16 protein-coding genes and 1 tRNA gene are annotated in these 15,060 nt (G+C 67.7%); 5 read left to right on the top strand and 12 right to left on the bottom strand.

Annotation, left to right across the window (positions count from 1 at the left end; all coding sequences use genetic code 11):
* Positions 1–52: 52 nt before the first annotated feature.
* The 3 genes from ACZ6K0_RS38150 to ACZ6K0_RS38140 all read right to left on the bottom strand — a co-directional run bounded on the left by ACZ6K0_RS38150 (position 53) and on the right by ACZ6K0_RS38140 (position 2,553).
* The gene (locus ACZ6K0_RS38150) at positions 53–448 is read right to left on the bottom strand and encodes a hypothetical protein (protein WP_469578146.1); all 396 of its coding nucleotides are present in this window, start codon (positions 446–448) and stop codon (positions 53–55) included.
* On the bottom strand, positions 449–1,282 hold the full coding sequence (locus ACZ6K0_RS38145; protein WP_469578144.1) for a sortase: 834 nt from the start codon (positions 1,280–1,282) through the stop codon (positions 449–451).
* Between the two features lie 116 nt (positions 1,283–1,398).
* Positions 1,399–2,553 carry an MSCRAMM family protein gene (locus ACZ6K0_RS38140; protein ID WP_469578142.1) on the bottom strand — a complete coding sequence of 385 codons (1,155 nt, stop codon included), beginning with the start codon at positions 2,551–2,553 and terminating at the stop codon, positions 1,399–1,401.
* A gap of 695 nt (positions 2,554–3,248) precedes the next feature.
* Between ACZ6K0_RS38140 and ACZ6K0_RS38135 the strand changes: the two genes are divergently transcribed.
* The gene (locus ACZ6K0_RS38135; RefSeq protein ID WP_469578140.1) at positions 3,249–3,968 is read left to right on the top strand and encodes a hypothetical protein; all 720 of its coding nucleotides are present in this window, start codon (positions 3,249–3,251) and stop codon (positions 3,966–3,968) included.
* 262 nt (positions 3,969–4,230) lie between these two features.
* Here ACZ6K0_RS38135 and ACZ6K0_RS38130 read toward each other — a convergent pair whose 3' ends face one another.
* The 3 genes from ACZ6K0_RS38130 to ACZ6K0_RS38120 all read right to left on the bottom strand — a co-directional run bounded on the left by ACZ6K0_RS38130 (position 4,231) and on the right by ACZ6K0_RS38120 (position 7,394).
* Positions 4,231–5,571 carry an FAD-dependent oxidoreductase gene (locus ACZ6K0_RS38130; protein ID WP_469578138.1) on the bottom strand — a complete coding sequence of 447 codons (1,341 nt, stop codon included), beginning with the start codon at positions 5,569–5,571 and terminating at the stop codon, positions 4,231–4,233.
* Between the two features lie 85 nt (positions 5,572–5,656).
* Positions 5,657–6,898: an MAB_1171c family putative transporter gene (locus ACZ6K0_RS38125; protein ID WP_469578136.1), complete on the bottom strand. Its 1,242-nt coding sequence runs from the start codon at positions 6,896–6,898 to the stop codon at positions 5,657–5,659.
* Positions 6,891–7,394: an ImmA/IrrE family metallo-endopeptidase gene (locus ACZ6K0_RS38120; RefSeq protein ID WP_469578134.1), complete on the bottom strand. Its 504-nt coding sequence runs from the start codon at positions 7,392–7,394 to the stop codon at positions 6,891–6,893. The genes ACZ6K0_RS38125 and ACZ6K0_RS38120 overlap by 8 nt, the downstream gene beginning before the upstream one ends.
* A gap of 770 nt (positions 7,395–8,164) precedes the next feature.
* Here ACZ6K0_RS38120 and ACZ6K0_RS38115 point away from each other — a divergent pair.
* Complete coding sequence (locus tag ACZ6K0_RS38115; protein WP_469578132.1) at positions 8,165–9,196, top strand: hypothetical protein; 1,032 nt, start codon at positions 8,165–8,167, stop codon at positions 9,194–9,196.
* Positions 9,197–9,719: 523 nt separating this feature from the next.
* Here the strand turns inward: ACZ6K0_RS38115 and ACZ6K0_RS38110 are convergent.
* From ACZ6K0_RS38110 to ACZ6K0_RS38095, 4 genes are all read right to left on the bottom strand, one after another.
* Positions 9,720–9,802 (bottom strand) — tRNA-OTHER (locus tag ACZ6K0_RS38110).
* Between the two features lie 54 nt (positions 9,803–9,856).
* Entirely contained in the window at positions 9,857–10,120 is a 264-nt protein-coding gene (locus ACZ6K0_RS38105) for a hypothetical protein (protein ID WP_469578130.1), read from the bottom strand.
* 91 nt (positions 10,121–10,211) lie between these two features.
* Positions 10,212–10,391, bottom strand: coding sequence for a hypothetical protein (locus ACZ6K0_RS38100; protein ID WP_469578128.1), 180 nt, complete (start codon positions 10,389–10,391; stop codon positions 10,212–10,214).
* 299 nt (positions 10,392–10,690) lie between these two features.
* The gene (locus ACZ6K0_RS38095) at positions 10,691–11,116 is read right to left on the bottom strand and encodes a hypothetical protein (RefSeq protein WP_469578126.1); all 426 of its coding nucleotides are present in this window, start codon (positions 11,114–11,116) and stop codon (positions 10,691–10,693) included.
* A 153-nt stretch (positions 11,117–11,269) separates the two neighbouring features.
* Here ACZ6K0_RS38095 and ACZ6K0_RS38090 point away from each other — a divergent pair, with 153 nt between their 5' ends.
* Entirely contained in the window at positions 11,270–11,902 is a 633-nt protein-coding gene (locus tag ACZ6K0_RS38090) for a site-specific integrase (protein WP_469578124.1), read from the top strand.
* Between the two features lie 96 nt (positions 11,903–11,998).
* On the opposite strand, the gene ACZ6K0_RS38085 is transcribed toward ACZ6K0_RS38090, so the two are convergent.
* Together ACZ6K0_RS38085 and ACZ6K0_RS38080 are read right to left on the bottom strand one after the other, a co-directional pair.
* Positions 11,999–12,226 carry a DUF397 domain-containing protein gene (locus tag ACZ6K0_RS38085; RefSeq protein ID WP_469578123.1) on the bottom strand — a complete coding sequence of 76 codons (228 nt, stop codon included), beginning with the start codon at positions 12,224–12,226 and terminating at the stop codon, positions 11,999–12,001.
* Positions 12,223–13,134, bottom strand: a complete 912-nt coding sequence (locus tag ACZ6K0_RS38080; RefSeq protein ID WP_469578122.1) for a DUF5753 domain-containing protein — start codon at positions 13,132–13,134, stop codon at positions 12,223–12,225. Before ACZ6K0_RS38080 ends, ACZ6K0_RS38085 begins: the two co-directional genes overlap by 4 nt.
* A gap of 371 nt (positions 13,135–13,505) precedes the next feature.
* Here ACZ6K0_RS38080 and ACZ6K0_RS38075 point away from each other — a divergent pair, with 371 nt between their 5' ends.
* On the top strand, positions 13,506–14,429 hold the full coding sequence (locus tag ACZ6K0_RS38075; RefSeq protein ID WP_469578120.1) for an ATP-binding protein: 924 nt from the start codon (positions 13,506–13,508) through the stop codon (positions 14,427–14,429).
* Positions 14,426–14,968: a hypothetical protein gene (locus tag ACZ6K0_RS38070; protein ID WP_469578118.1), complete on the top strand. Its 543-nt coding sequence runs from the start codon at positions 14,426–14,428 to the stop codon at positions 14,966–14,968. The genes ACZ6K0_RS38075 and ACZ6K0_RS38070 overlap by 4 nt, the downstream gene beginning before the upstream one ends.
* Positions 14,969–15,060: the final 92 nt, after the last annotated feature.

The raw sequence follows: 15,060 nt of genomic DNA, 5'->3' as shown, positions 1-15,060 counted from the left end.
GTGGCGTATCGGGCCTGCGGGGCGGTCGGCGCGCGGGGGACGGCGCCAGATGTCACCAGTCGAGCGAGAGAGGCATCTGGACGGTCTCGGCCGGCTGGCTGGGCTGGGCGGGCTTGGTGGGAGGCGTCCGGCCCGGAAGCCGGGGTGCTGCCTGGGCGCCGGGCTGGCGGGAATGGGCGCGGGCAGGGGTACGGCACACGATGCGGGGGGTTGCCGGGTTCTTGGCTTCCTCGGCGACCAGGGTCTTCAGGCGGCTGATGTTCTTGAGGGACAGGCGGGTGGCGTGGCGGACGCGCAGGTCGCTGGCGCCCCGGGTGAGCATCTCGATGGCGATGAGCTCGGCGCGGGCGCGGTCGACGTTGTAGACCGGCCAGGGCCGCGCCGGCAGGACGGTGACCTTCTCGGTCTCCTCGCTCGTCTCGTCCTGCGGGTCGGCGTCGTCGGTCACTTAGGCACCCCCCGTGGCGGAGACGAGGTCCGCCTCGACGACGACCCGCTTGGAGTGGCCGGTGGCCGGCCAGCAGGTGACGAGTGTGAGTTTCGCCTTGGTGGGGGTGGCGTTCGGCTGGCCCGGGACCTGGGCGATCACGTTCACGTCGGTCGGCGCGACGGTGCGTACGCGGGTGACGATGTACGTGTAGGTGATGCGGTGCGCGGTGGTCACCTGGATCTGGGCGCCGGTGGTGATGCGGTCGATGTTGCGGAAAGCGGGGGCGGTGACGCCGGAGCGGTGGCCAGCGACTGCGTAGTTGCCGATCTGGCCCGGCTGTTCGGTGTCCGGGAAGTGGCCTACGCCGGCGCGCAGCTGCTGGCTGCCGACTCCGTCGTAGACGGGCTGGGCCCAGTCCTTGCCGAGGACGGGGATGCGCAGGACCTCGCCGATGCGGCCGCCGGGGCCGCTGCCGTTCTTGCCGCCGACCGCGTGCTTGCCCTTGGCAGCCGGGTTGTCGGCGCTCCAGTCGGACAGGGTGCGGGTCGCGGCGTCGCGGGACTTGCCGGTGTTGTCCGGCGTCTTCGCGTCACCGCCAGTGGGCGCGGCAGAGGGAGTCAGCGGGTCAGGGGTCTGCACGGTGGTCGAGGGAACGGCGGCGGGGGCCTTCGCGCCCGCCTGGGCGTGGCCGGCGGAGTCGTGGCCAGCCTGCGTCGCCCACAGCAGGGCCGCGAAGGTGAGCCCGGTGGCGGCTACCGCGGCGATCGCGAGGCGGCGCCCGTGAAGGGCGGGGGCGGGCTCGTGGGAGGAGGTGGCGTCGTCGGACTCGGAGGTGCTGGTGGTGCGGGGCATGGGTGTTTCCTGCGAGTGAGAGCGGCTCACGCCGGGCGGTGGGGTGGTGACTCCTTGAGGGCTGGTCACCACCCCATCGCCGTCGGGTCCGCGGTGAACGCGTGGCGTAGCGGCGGTCAGGCGCCGGTCTGCGGCAGGACGGGGATGGTGACCGGCCGCGGCTTCGGCTTCGGCTGCTCCGGGATCTTTACGTCGGTGACCGCGACGGCGGCGGTCTTGCCGTCCGCGACGGTGGTCTGCTGGTCAGCGGCGAGCTGGTAACCCTCGACGGCCTTCACCTCGTGCACCGTGTACGTGCCGGGGGCAAGGTCCTTGGCCTGCCAGGTGCCCGTGGCGTCGGTCTTGCCCGTGGCGACGGTCTTGCCCGAGCTGTCCTTGACCGCGAACTCGACGCCGGCGAGCGGCTTCTTCGTGTCGTCCGCCGTCTTGGTGACGGTCAGTCCGCCCTTGGGGCTCTTGGTCTCGAGGTGCACCTCGGCCTGGGCACTGGAGGTGCCGCCGGGTACGAGGAGCCGCTGGGCCTTGGCGTCGTTCGGCGTGAGGACACGCAGCTGGGCGGCGGGGAGCGACTTGGCCAGGGCCTTGAAGTCGACGGTGCCGTCCTTGGCCGGGGTGATTGTCGCGGTGGCGACGCCGTCCGCGTTCGTGGTCACGCTCGCGGCGCCGGCTGCCGCGCCGGAGACGTCCAGGTCGAGCTTCACGCCCGGAACCTTGTGACCGGAGGCGGAGGTGACGGCAAGGGTGACGGAGGTCTTCACCCCGGGCCTGAGCGTGCCCTCGGCCGACTTGATGTTGACCGTGTAGGGGCCGGCGAACATGGCGGCCTCGTTGAGGTAGCCGCCGGCCCACTTCTTCGCGTCCGGGGACACGTTGGAGTAGCCGAGACGCTCCAGGGCACGCGTGCCGTTGGGCAGGGCGTAGGGGGATCCGGCCTCGAGGTAGGTGTAGACGACCGCGTCGACGGCGGCGGCCTGTACGTCGCTGGTGGTCTGGCCGTACTTCGACAGCACGTACGCGGCGCGCGCGAGGTCGCCGGCGCTCGCGGCCTTCCCGGTGGCCTTGGAGGTCCATGTGGTGACGTCCGTGGCCGGGGTGTACCCGTTGGCGGCTTCGGGGCCGGCGAGTTCGGGGTCCGCGCAGTACGCCAGGATGCTCGTTCCAGGCACGTGGTAGGCGCCGATGTGGGAGGTGCCCGGGTTCCCGTTGCTGTCGGGGATGAGGTAGCCAGGGCCCCATCGGTCGGCCGCGTTCGCCGTGGCCGCAAGGACCATGCTCGCGCCTACAACCGTGGCCGTGCTGAGAACGAGTGCGTATCGAGTTCGCGGGTTGTGGTGCGCGCGGACGCGCAGAGATGACAAACTCACAGGACCTCCGTTAGCGGGGAGCACCCGTCGGTCCACACTCACGGTTTCCTAGGCCAGAGGAGTGTTGGACTGGCGGGGCAAACTTCTTGCAGGTACGTGGCTTGCGCTGTGCCTTGGAGAATCAGGAGCCAGGTGGCTCTGATGTCGAGGTTGGCCAGCAGCGGCAGAGGGCTGAGCTGCGATCAGCGGCAGCGAATGAGCAGGTAGAGCCGGCGTCGAGACGACACGGAGCTGTCGCGCAGTGCTCGGATCCCGGCCTGCTTGAACTGTGCGGTGCTGCTCACGTTTTCCCCCGTGTTCGACGCTTCGTACGTCGCCTGGATCCGAGTGCAGGGCTGCCACCGGGCTTCCCGTAACTCGGACCGCGGAGGCGGTGGAAGCCAGGCGTGGACGACGAGCGCCATCCGTGCCCCGATGGATCACTGGCGGTCATGATCCTGCTGCAACACGCAACCTCTGTCAACCATAGTTCTCCTGAGGAGGATCGCGAATGAACTACAGTTCTGTCAGGTCGGTGACGGCTACAGCGCTGGGCGCTATGGTTCGACCGTGCCGCATGCGCGCGGCTTCACTTGCCCCCGCGATTACAGGAGTGCTTCGCCATGGTCGCGTCTGACCCCAACGAGGCGGAGAACCTCTCGGAGACCGTCGCCGCAATCAACGAACTGATCGCTGCACTCGGCCGGGACCGAAGGATCATCAACACTGAGAAGGTCCACTACGCCACCGGTATCCCGGTGGAGACGATCTCAGCGGTCCTGGCTGGCGAGCAGGTCAAGCTCGACGACATGTCGCCCGCACTGGCCGAGCGTCTGAAGTTTCTCCACAGCACCCGCCTCAAGCAGACCGAGGAGGGTGAGAGGCGGTACTACTACGACGAGATCGCGGAGGGGATCGGCGTCACAAGCAAGACGGTCGGCAACATCCTCAACAGCAAGAAGGGAGCCAGCAGCGACGTCACCGTGGCGCTGGCGCGCTTCTTCAAGGTCGAAGTCGGCTACTTCCTGGATTCGTGGAGCAAGGTGCTTCACGACGCGCTCAAGCCGCAGTACCAGCAGCTCAGAGACCTCGCACTGCTCCGCGGCGTCGGCATCAAGACGATTCGGTTCCGCGGGAGCCCCGTCCTGGACGACCAGCTGGGCCGCGAGGTCATGGCCGCCTTGAGGCAAGCCGTCGAAGGCGGCCCGACGACACATCCAGAGATCCAGGAGCTCACCGCCGACCTGGAATCCATGCCCGAGAACCGGCGCCTCAGAGTCATCCCGGTGATCAAGGAGCTGCTCGGCCTGGCCAGGCCGGACGAGGCGGACACGCACCGCTGAAGCGCACGCGCCACTGCCGGCAACATGCCAAGCCGGTCAACGTGGCATAACTTGCTGCATCAGGCCCTCTGCTGGGCAGGGGCTTCAGGGCACACGAGCCGGCCGTCTGGGCGGACTGGACGCGAGGAGACGGCCTCGCCTCGGGCTGTGCTGCAGGCACGGTTGGCGAACCCCCGTGCTCCGTTCTGAACCCCCGCGTGTGGACAGTCAAGTGGGCGGGCTCGCCGGCGGCGGGCTGTGAGCCGCCGCCGGCCATGGTCGATCAGCGCTGAAGCAGCACTCGTGCAGCGCGCAAGAGCGTGCGCGGGTGGGTGAGGGCCTTCGGGTGCTCGAGCATCTGGACGACCCTCATGTAGACGTCGTTGACCCTGGAGTCCTTGATCGAGGCCTCCGTGATGCGGTCGGCCGCCCAACTGCGGGCCTTGTAGCCTCGCGGGTACGGTCCGGTGACGTGCGGCTGGGCGAGGTCAGCCATCGTGGCGAGTTCCCACGCCACATCCACAACCACTGCCGCCCGGCGGAAATAGCCCCAGGCGGGCTGATTCACGGAGGCTGCGGACTTCAGGTGAGCCGCCAGGGACGAGGCTTGGAGCGTTGCCAGGGTCAGGCCCTGCCCGTAGATGGGGTTGACGTTCGCCATGGCGTCGCCCATGACGACCAGACCGGCCGGGAAGCCCGACATGTCGGTGAACCTGCGGCGTCGGCTCTCACGGAAGTTGAAGACCTCTACGTCGCCGATCATCTTGCACGTGTCTGCAACCTCTCGCACAGGCTCGACAGACCTGCGCAGCCGGGCAAGGAACTGCTCGGCGTCGTTGCTCGGCTTGTGGTGGGCGTAGCCGGCAACAACGGCAGACCAGGTGTCGTCCTCTACCGCGGCGACGGCCGCGGTCTCGACAATGGTCGGCTGGTAACCGGTTGCAGGGCCGGGAATGGAGTGGGCGACGACCAGGTCGTCAAGCTCGCTGTAGACGTCGGGGAGCAGCCCGGTGCGGGTGAAGCGAGCTGTGGCGTAGCCCAGGTCTACCTTCATGCGGTCAGCCGGGATGGTCTCCCAGCCGGCGTCGCCCAGCCAGTTGGAGAGACGGCTGGAGCGGCCCATGGCATCGACGACGAGATCGGCCTTGAGGTCGCCCTCGCTCGTCGACTGGCTTTCGTCAGGTGCGAGCCGGACGCCAGCGACACGTCCGCGCTCGAAGATCAGGCCCCTGCCTGTTCCCTGCTGCAGCCGGACATTGGCGATGCCCATGACACGTTGCCGCACGTGGTCCTCGATGAACGGGCGGGTGGCGCTGAGCGTCTCGGCGCCTGAAATGGGCGCCTTGCGGATTCCGTCAACGTAGAACCGGATCGCGCCGTCACGCCCGAGCTGCGCTCCGCCGTTGACCATCTCTTCGGTGATGCCCGGGAAGAACCGCTCCAGCTGCTGATGTCCCATGGCGAGAAGAGCGTGGGTCTGGCGGCGGTGCGGTGATCCTCGTTCTGTGCCCTCGCTGGATATGAGGTCCGGCTCGACGATCACCACCTCGTCTGCGAACTGGCTCAGAACCCTGGCCGCCATGAGCCCGGCAAAAGATCCTCCCAGCACGACGGCTCGCTGCACGTACTTCCCCCCATTCAGGCCGACCCGGTCGGCGTGGTCTTATCAACGTGGTCAAGCTCCGGCTGTCACCGCAACTTCCCGGACCCTACCGCGCCTTCGCGACGAGGATCCGGGAAGTCGCGCCGCCCCGGGTTCCGGCCTCGACGCGCCGCAGCACCTCATTCGTCATCGGGTGACGCAGGACCCGGGCGACGTCCAGGAGGCGCCCACGCTGCTCGCTGGCAGCGGAGTCGTCTCCCGGAAAGACCGGGCCTGCGATGCCGTGAGCGCTTTCGGCCTCGGCCGCTCGGGCGCGCGCTGCTGCGTCGCGAACCATCACTGCTGTGGCTATCGCCCGCTTCTCCCGAGGAGACAGGTCCGGGAGATCGAGATCTTCGATGGCCGTCGCCAATTCCGGCCGAGCCCAACGGCTCAGCGCACGCATGCCGTCGAGGATCTCGATGACTGTTCGGTGCAGGAGGAACCGCTTGCTGGTCAGTTTGCTCCCGTTCACGATCCGTGATGTCAACGAAAGGCCACGGTTCACGTCGCTGACGACGAGTGTCCACAGAGGATGCAGGACGCGTACGTCCCTGCGCTCCTGGATCCAGGCGTTCGCTGCGGCACCCGACATGCCGTAGCTGGTGACGAGCGCGCCGCCGGCGCCGAACACGAGGCCGAGGTCATTCAGGGCGTCGAGTTCGTGATGACCCACAGCTGCCGCAACGATCGCGGGGACGTTACAGACGACGTAGCCGAAGACCAAGAGCATGCTGGTCGTGAAGCACTGCAGGACGTGGTTGAGGCGCTCATCAGCGAGTTTCGTCCGTCGCGCTCGCATCCACGTTCCAAGGGTTCCGCAGGTGAGTGTGCCGAGGAACAGGGCGAGGAAGAGCTGGATGAGCGGGTCGCCGGCGTGCTCAACGTTGAAGCGGAGCAAGCCGCTGGGGCCGGGGAGATGAGCTGACAGGAACGTGACGGTCATCGCTATGCCGACCACTGCGTACGCGACCGCGGTAAGAGTCACCTGCCGCCTCAGGGCACGTCGCTCGCAACTCGGTGGAGGCGTCCACAAGATGGTCAGCACGTGCGTGATCGCGTAACAGGAAAGGATGCCGAGGTACGTAGGCAGCGTGACGATGCTGGGCCGGCCCAACGCGTTGCCCAGGACCCGGTAGACCAGCGGCGAAGCCACGGCGAAGACGAAGACACTGATGAAGAAGCTGGCCGTGATGAGGCCCAAGGTGAGAGTGGGCTCCCGGAAGAACGCCTTGGTCTTCCAGCAGGTGATCAGCGCATTGATTGCCGCGATCACCAGATACACCACCGTTGCCGTGTGCTCAGACACCGCCCCTCCGATGTTCGAAAGTCGACTCGACGAGCCCCTGCTCGGTTGACGCTCGCAGCCTTACGAAGCGCTCGATCAGCAGGGTTCCCAGGAGCTCGACATCGCGCTCTTCGTCGTCTGTGTAGTCATCGGCCCGCATGCGCAGCGTGGCTTGCACATGCTCCGGGTCGAGATCCGGGAAGAGAGCCTGGGCAAGATCGAGCGACATGACGTCGCCGTCGTGGTCGGCTCCGTCCGTGGAGCGGCTGCGGTGGCCAAGGAGAAGGTGGCCGAGTTCGTGCGTGCCAGCTTGAAGCTGCGTGAGCTCATTGGCCCCTTCGTCCACCACGATGTAGTCGTGCTCTGGGCTGCTGGCGCAGTAAGCACTCTCTCGGCGCATGATGGGCCGGTAGGTGATGCTGATTGGCTTGCCGCGCCTTTCGCTGGCGAGCGAGATGAGATCGTCCAGGCTTCGGACGCCAGACAGTCCGAGGTCACGCCGAATGATCTTGATCATTCTTCGCGTGCGGACACGCAGGCGCACCTGTTCCGCCAGAGCCTCGCCGCGGGCGGTGAACCAGTTGCCGAGGCTTGTGCTTGTCTTCCTGCCTGGTTCGAGCAGTGTGTTTCGGTCTCGAGTCATTGTCCTGTAGGCCCATCTTCACACTGGGAAGAGCATCGCCTGACACCGCCCGGCCACCCGGGTGGGGTCGGTGGCCTGGGGGTGCTCCACCGCCGTCTCGGCGTTCGCGTGCAGCCCTCGGACCCGCTCTTGATGACGCGGTCCGCGCTGCCGGGCTGTCCCGCCGGAACGCGCGCTGCCCGCGGGCGCCTTCTTCGGGTGCGAGATGCCTAGTCCCAGCTGGGGTCTTCAACCGTGATGGGGTTGGTGGAGTCCCAGCTCGGGTCCTGCGCGGCAGCCATAGCCGTGGGGGCCGCAATGTCGGCCATCGCCGGACCTCCGCCGACGACCACCGCCACACATCCCGCCATCACCACGAGAGCCATGCGGAGCCTGTTCGGCCGGTTTCGCTGCTCGCCCATCGTTCCCCGCTCGCTTTCATGTCGCCCAGATCACACTCGGTAGTTCTTCGCAGGTATCCGCCTCTCGCCTTGCCGGGCAGAGGGGCCTTCACCTGCACATTCGATGACTACAGAGCCTGGCATACGCCAAGGACATTTGTGCACCGCAAGTAGCCATGCACGCTAGGTTGCCTGGGGTCGACAAGCCGGTTCAAGCCAAATCGGCTGGATGATGGTCCAGTGCACAAAGATCCAGGGGGCGAAATGGACAGAACCGACCAAGTTGGCATGGAGGCCCTCTCCCCGGCTGCGATAGCGCTGTTCGGCCGCATGCTTCGCGACAACCATCTGCCCTCCGCAGACGAGCGAGGCGTGCAAGAACTCGAGGTCTACGGCCTGGCCGTCCCCGATCCCCTGCTCTTTGGCAGGTACCGCCCCGTGGACCCACGGAATGCCGAACGACTGTTCATGAACCAGCAGCGCGGCACCATCGAGCAGGCGCTGAAATCCATGACCTCGGGCGACGCCATCTTCAGGAACCTGCCCTCCGGTCCCCACGAGCGCCGCCCCGACGATGTCGACAGCGGCATTGAAGTCATCTCGCACAAGCACGTCGCGACAGCCGCCATTAGCGCGGCGTGCGACGTGGCGACCTCCCACGTCTACACCGCGCACCCCATCGACAGAACTCCAGAGCTCCTGCCAGCATCGCAGGAACGCGACATCCCCATGCTCCGGCGCGGCGTACGACTCTGGACCGTGTACCTGCACGCCGCCCGCGAACGGAACCCCGAGTCCGAGTGGGCCAAGGCCGTGAGTACGCACGGAGCGCAGATCCGAACCGCCGAGGGAGACTTCACCCGCATGGTGATCGTCGACGACAAGCTCGCGATCGTCCCCGACTACCGTTTCCCCCTGGAAGAGAAGCGCGCCATCAAGATCACGAACCCGGCTCTCATCCCGGTGATCACCGAGGAGTTCCTCCAGCTCTGGCGAAGGGCAACCCCCTGGCTCGGAGGAGAATACGGTGCCTCCCTCCAGGTTCGGACGACTCCTAGGCAGCGACAGATCCTCGATCTCCTCCTCACTGGCGCTGACTACGACACCATCGCGAAGAAGCTCGGACATTCCAGGTCCACGATCACCACCGACATCAAGAAGCTCTACGACCTGACCGGCGCCACGACCTTGTTCATGCTCGGCGCCTGGTGGATGTCCGACGCGGCAAAGCGGGACCGCGAGACCGCCCACGGTCCTGAGCCCCGCGCCCACTGGACTACTGGCTCGTCAACGTGAGTCTTCGGGAAGTGAGTGATGGGCCAACCACTTCGACGCTCACGGCATCCTCATCACTCCAGCCGCACCCACGGCCGCGATTCCCGACCAGACCAGCACGCCGGCACCACAACCGGTACATCACCGTCGACGGTCAGAGGCGCTCGTTCTACGACCAGACCAGCTGGCTCCATCTGATCAGCCCCGTCGGCCTGCCCTCCCTGGTCCTCCCCGCCGGCAAGACCGCACCGGACTGCCGCTGGCCATCCAGATCACGTCCCCTACCGGGGAGACCGCAGCGTCCTCAATGCCGCCCGGCAACTCGCGCAGCGACTGCCCGGGCCGATCCAGCCTCCCGCATTCGCAAACTGATCGCCTCCAGCACCCTCTCAAGAGGTGGTCTTGAGCGGGATGCTCAGACGCCGACGACAGCAGGGAAAGCCGATCGGTCGAGCGGGCATCGACGGCTGCTCCTCCAGGACGCCCCCTGGGGCCTGTCTTCAGGCTAGGCACGACGCGCTCGTGATCGTCATCGCCGAGTTGCAGCCGCCGCCCGGATTCGAACCGGGGTTTCCCAATCCGGGCGTACCGGTGTCGGGTGCCTTGGGCCGCTGAGACGACAACGGCTGCCCGCCCACCGTACGGCGAGGCAGTGCGCGGGCGCACCCAAGATTCGGCCGGCTACCAGCCGGTGATGCGGACCCGCAGCTCGTACGGAATGCCAGAGCTGATGGCCTCGGCCTGCTCGGCCAGATCGGCCGCGGTGAAGCCGAGCAGGGACCGGTCGGCGGCGGCGCGCAGGAGTGGCACGATTTCGGTGACCGGCCGGCCGCGGTGAGCGGCGGCGAGTTTCGCGTACGCCCGCTGGTAGGGGTGGGCGTACGCGCTCGTAGGGTCCGTTAGGAGGTGGTCGAGGTGCTGTGAAGTCACATTGATCTGGCCCATGACCTCTCCTTGCTGTCGGCGGGCCGGGCTCATCCCGGTTCCGTTCCCCTCGACGCTACGAGCCCGGTCTGACAGTGCCCCCTGGTTTCGCCTACTCGCCCGGCTTGACCTCGACGTTCGCAACGCCGTCCTCGGCGCCCTTCTGGGCGGCATGGGTCTTGGCAGAGGGCTCGTCGTAGGTGACCGCCGACACCTTCCGCTCGTCCTGGCCGACCTGGGTCCACGTGATCCTGAAAATGGGGTCGTGGCCGTGTGGGTACGCGGTCGGCACTGGTCAGGCGGCGCAGTCCTGGCAGGCGGTCTGGTGAGCGGCGCGCCCGCAGACGAACGCGTGCTTGACCGCACGCTCAACAACCCCTTCGCACCCCAAGACCTCCCCTGGTGGATGCGTCGAGTCGGTGTCTGAACCGCCAGCCGTTCCAGGTTCTGACCGACATCTCCAGGCACATCAGGCCAGAAGCGTTGCCTGCACTGGCCGTCATCCGTCCAGGTGCCCGGGTCAACGGCCGCTACGCCCGGCTGCGAGCCTCTGCACAGCAGAACAGCGCGGCCGCAGCGTAGCCTGCCTCCTCACCGGGCGGGCCGCGTGCTGGAGGGCGAGGAGCCGAGCCGCCAGTCAGACGGCTTCTGTCCGCGGAACGTCTCGCCGGCCTCGATCCGCGCCTTATTCCGGTTGAATGCCCGCTCTGCCGCTGACAGCCGCCGGGGTGCGCAGCCGGGGTGCCCCCAGCCCTCGGCCACCTTCGTGATGACCTCGCCCTTGTCGTAGTCCTTGAAGCAGGTCGGACAGGTGCCGCTATACGCGGCGTGCAGTGACCCGCGCGGCAGAGGCACCGGCGTCTTGGCCGCTGCCTTCTTCGCGGCCGCCTTCCCAACGCCCGTCTTCTTCGCTGCCTGCGCCCGCTTGATCGCCTCGCGCTGCGCCTTGCTGGGCCGCTTCTTCGGCTGCTGCCCGCGTGCCGCCTTCGCGGCCTTCTGTGCCGGGGTCTGTCCCACGCCCGGATCGTAGAGGCCGGCGCCCGGAGGACGACGCGCACCACGCGCACCGGAGGTCCGGGACCACAGCGCGCCGATGCGGACTGGGGCGCGCACGGCGCGTTGTGCAACGCACGATGCGCCAGGCACGCCCCACACCACGGAACGCGTCCTGTGGACTCCACCCGCAGGGAGCAACAAGGCGTAATCATCGCGCGCACCGCGCCCGAGTGCATGATCGAGGACCTGACGATCCTGGATGACAGCGTGGCCGTCTGGCTCGCCGAGGACAAGACGCACAAGCGCGAGGCGCAGACGATCGTCCTCAAGGATCGCCCGGACCTCAAGCTCGTCCCCGGCTTCGCCGCTGGGTGGCGTACCTTGCCAGCTTCGGGATCACGAAGGGGCCGGTTTTCCGCCACCTCCTCAAGAACGGGGGTGCCGGCGAGCGCTGAAACGCGGGCGAAGATCGCCACGAAGCGCGGTGAGCACTCGCGACCGCGTCTCGTCGACGAGCGGGTGAAGTTCTGGTTCAGCCAGGCGGGCCTGGTGGGCGACGGCCACTCAATCAGTTCGCACGGTCTCCGGGCAGGTGCCGCTTCGGACCTCGCCCAGGCAGAGGCCACCGACGAGGAGCTCGAGGAGGCCGGCCGGTGGGCCAAGGGCTCACCCATCCCCCGGACGGTGTACGTGAGACCCGCCAAGGACGCGAAGAAGGACCTGCTCGCCAAGGTCCCTGTGCACGCGCCTGACCGTGCTGAGGATGGAGCATCGGAGGGCCTGGGACCTGACAGGATCCAGGGGTAGTAGGTAGGCTCACAAGGCCCGATGGGTACAGATGCACGAAACGGCCCGGTCTCCCCCTCGTACGGCGTGGGGGAAGCCGGGCCTTCGTCGTATGGGTCAGAGCTCGCCAGTGGCGGCCGCCGCGATGAAGGTGGAGAACGCCCCGGCGCGGAGAAGGAGCGCGGGGCCAGCCGGGTTCTTCGAGTCGCGGATCGCGATGCCGTCGTGCGACTCGCGGACGTCGGCGGCCTCGATGCACTGCCCCTCGTTGCCGCCGCTGTACGACGACTTCCGCCAGGCAGCGCCGAGGAGGTCCGTCGCCATCAGGCTCGGCGTAGTGGTCACTTGTAGGTCCCTTCCAAGTACTCGGTGAGAAGATCCCGTGAATCGCCCACGGAAAGCGCGGCCGAGGTGATGCCCAAGAACTCGTTCTCCAGGTAGGAGACGGCCTTGGGCTCCTCGCTGTGGGTCCCGCCCATCGGGTTGTCGACGCTTACGACAGATGCCCACGGGTGGTCGAAGGTCAGGATGGTGGACGCACCGTTGGACCCGAACGTCGGGTGCGCCGTGAGCGGCAAGATCTGGATCGTCATGTTCGGCAGGCCCGAGAGATCGATCAACTTTCGAAGTTGGTCGCGCATGATGACGGGACCGGACTCGAAGACCGCGTGGAACGCCGACTCAGGCACCACCGCGTGCAGCTCAACCGGGTTGTCGGTGCGTGTCAGGATCTCCTGGCGTGCGAGCCGAACAGCCACCAGCACCTCGGCCATCTTCGGTGTGATGGCGCTCGTGCCGCGCGTGATGATCTCCCGCACGTAGCTGGCCGACTGCAGGGGGCCGGGAATGATCGAGCGGTGCTGCAAGCGCACGGTACGGGCCCGGTTCTCCAGCTGGACGAAGTCGAGGAGAGCCGGGCTGATGTCGTTCTCGTAAGCCTTCCACCACCCGCCGCCCAGGGGTTCTTCTGCGGCCTGTGCGACGGCCTCGATGCCGACCTCGTCGTCAACGCCGAGCTTGGGTACGTACTCCCGGACCTCGTCGTAGCTGACCTTGTAGAGGCCGCGTTCGATCCGGCCGAGCTTCACGCTGTCCCAGCCCATGAGCTTCGCGGCGGTGCCCGATGGGATGTCGCCGCGCCAGCGTCGAAGCTGGCCGCCGACCCGGCGCCGCATGACCGTCGGCGTGGCCCTGGTGGTCGGCGTGCGCCGCTTCCCGGTGGCCGGCTCCGTCCTCGATCGTGTCTGCGTCATGGACGCAGTCTGGCACGTCCAAGACGCAGATCGGTACGTCATAGACGCGTGAATATGCGTCATGGACGCATCCGATGTGCCGTCAACTGGCCTTCGCGACGCATGTGTTCGATCCTTTTTCCAATTTGTGCGTCCATCTTGCGCTCGCACCGTCAAAAGGAGCAAGCTGTTCTCGGAAGGTGACGTGACTGCGTATCAGTTCACGAGCATTCGGCTGCACACAGTGACGTTCCTTCTGAACGAAGAGGGAGAAGAAGCAGGTGCCTCCCCCGGCTCCTGGAGTGTGGTCGTCGGCCGGGGTCCCCCTGGGACTCTGGCCGACGGCTGCGCCCGCCCTCGCCCCCTGCCCCCTGAGTTGAGCCGAGGCCGTCATGCGCCAGAGCACCACCATCTGCGAGCAAGACCTCGCGGCCGTAACAACCACGGGTGACGGTTTCGGACCGGCCCTTGAGCTGTCCCTTGAACGGCACAGGGACCCCTCCGGCGGAATCTCGCAGGAGGACGCCGCCGTCCCGCAGAGGCTGCGTCGCATCCTCCGGGCGAGCCTCAACCACTGGGGCGTGCCCGACCTGGTGGACGATGCGGAGCTGCTCCTCACCGAGCTGGTGACCAACGCCTTCCGCCACGCGGATGCCCCGACCGTAAGTGTTCGGGTTCAGCACCAGGGCGTGTTCCTTCACATCGAGGTGAACGACGGTTCCCCCTGTGACCGGGTGCCGCGTCCGGCCGGCCTCTACGACGAGCACGGGCGCGGGCTCTTTCTCGTCAACGCCCTGGCCCACGCGTGGGGCGTGTACGACGACCGTGCGACTACCTGGTGCACCCTCCTCCTCCCCGAAGGACCTCCCGAGTTGAACCTCGCCCCCGTCGCGACCGCATCCGTCCGGCACGAGACCGCGTTACGCCTCCCCGCTGACGTCAGCGCCTTGACCCTGGCTGGCATCAAGGGCCGTACGAACCTCACGCTTCTGAACTGGTGCGGCGACCAGCACGCCGCAGTCAGCGTGCTGCACGTCCTGGTGCGTAACGCCTTGGAACACGGCTTCACCCCGGGGCCGGGGCAGACCCTGACGGTCTGGCTGCGCGTCACCGAGGCCCGCGAACTGCTCATCGACGTTGAGGACCCGAACCCGGAGTTCCCCGACTTCGACCAGGCCGTCGCTGGGGAGCTGGGCCTCGGTCTTCCGGGCGCCAGGCGCCTGGGGGCCGCCCTCACCTGGATCCCCAACACCCCCGAGGAACCCGTCGGCAAGACGGTGCGCGCCGTTATCCAGCCGGGTCTGGTGGACCTGTGACCGCGGCCATGGCGCCCGACATCAACGCGATGGCACAGGACCTGATCCATCGGGCCGGGGCGCCTTGCGAGCCGGCAGCCGACATGGGCGACCTCGCCGTATCGCTGCGGAGCTTCCTCGGCCTCACCGCGGGGCAGCACACCCGCGTGCGTCTGGGCGGCAACCTGTGCGATGTCGTCGTCACCAGCTCCGGCGCCCAGGCACGTGCAGCGGTGGCCCTCATGGACGAGGTTCAGGGCGGCTGCGGGCCCGTCGTGGAGGCCACGCGGGACGGCCTCTTCTACTGGCTCGTCCCGCCGGGTACCGCCAGCCAGTGGGAGCCGCACTCGCACACCGTGTGCCTCGGTGCGGCGCGCCGCATCACGCTGCCGTCGCTCGCCGCCATGTCTCCGCCCAGCACCCCGGGCCCGTACTGGTTCCGGCGCGATTCGGGTGACCGCCTCGTGCCAGCCGGCCCCCTGCGGGAGGTCCTGGCCGCACTTAGGCCTGAGCCCACCCCGCACGCCGCATTCGCAGGGCGCCTCGGCGCCGCCTCCTGACCCTCGTGTCTGGCTCGTTCCCCCACGGCCAGACACGGGTTCGACCGCCCTGGTGCTGGAGCGGATCCGGCTCCAGCACCAGGGCTTGAGCG

This window comes from Streptomyces sp. NPDC042346, from assembly GCF_055581845.1.
Note: the sequence above shows the minus strand (reverse complement) of the source record. Positions and strands in the feature narration are given on the sequence as shown.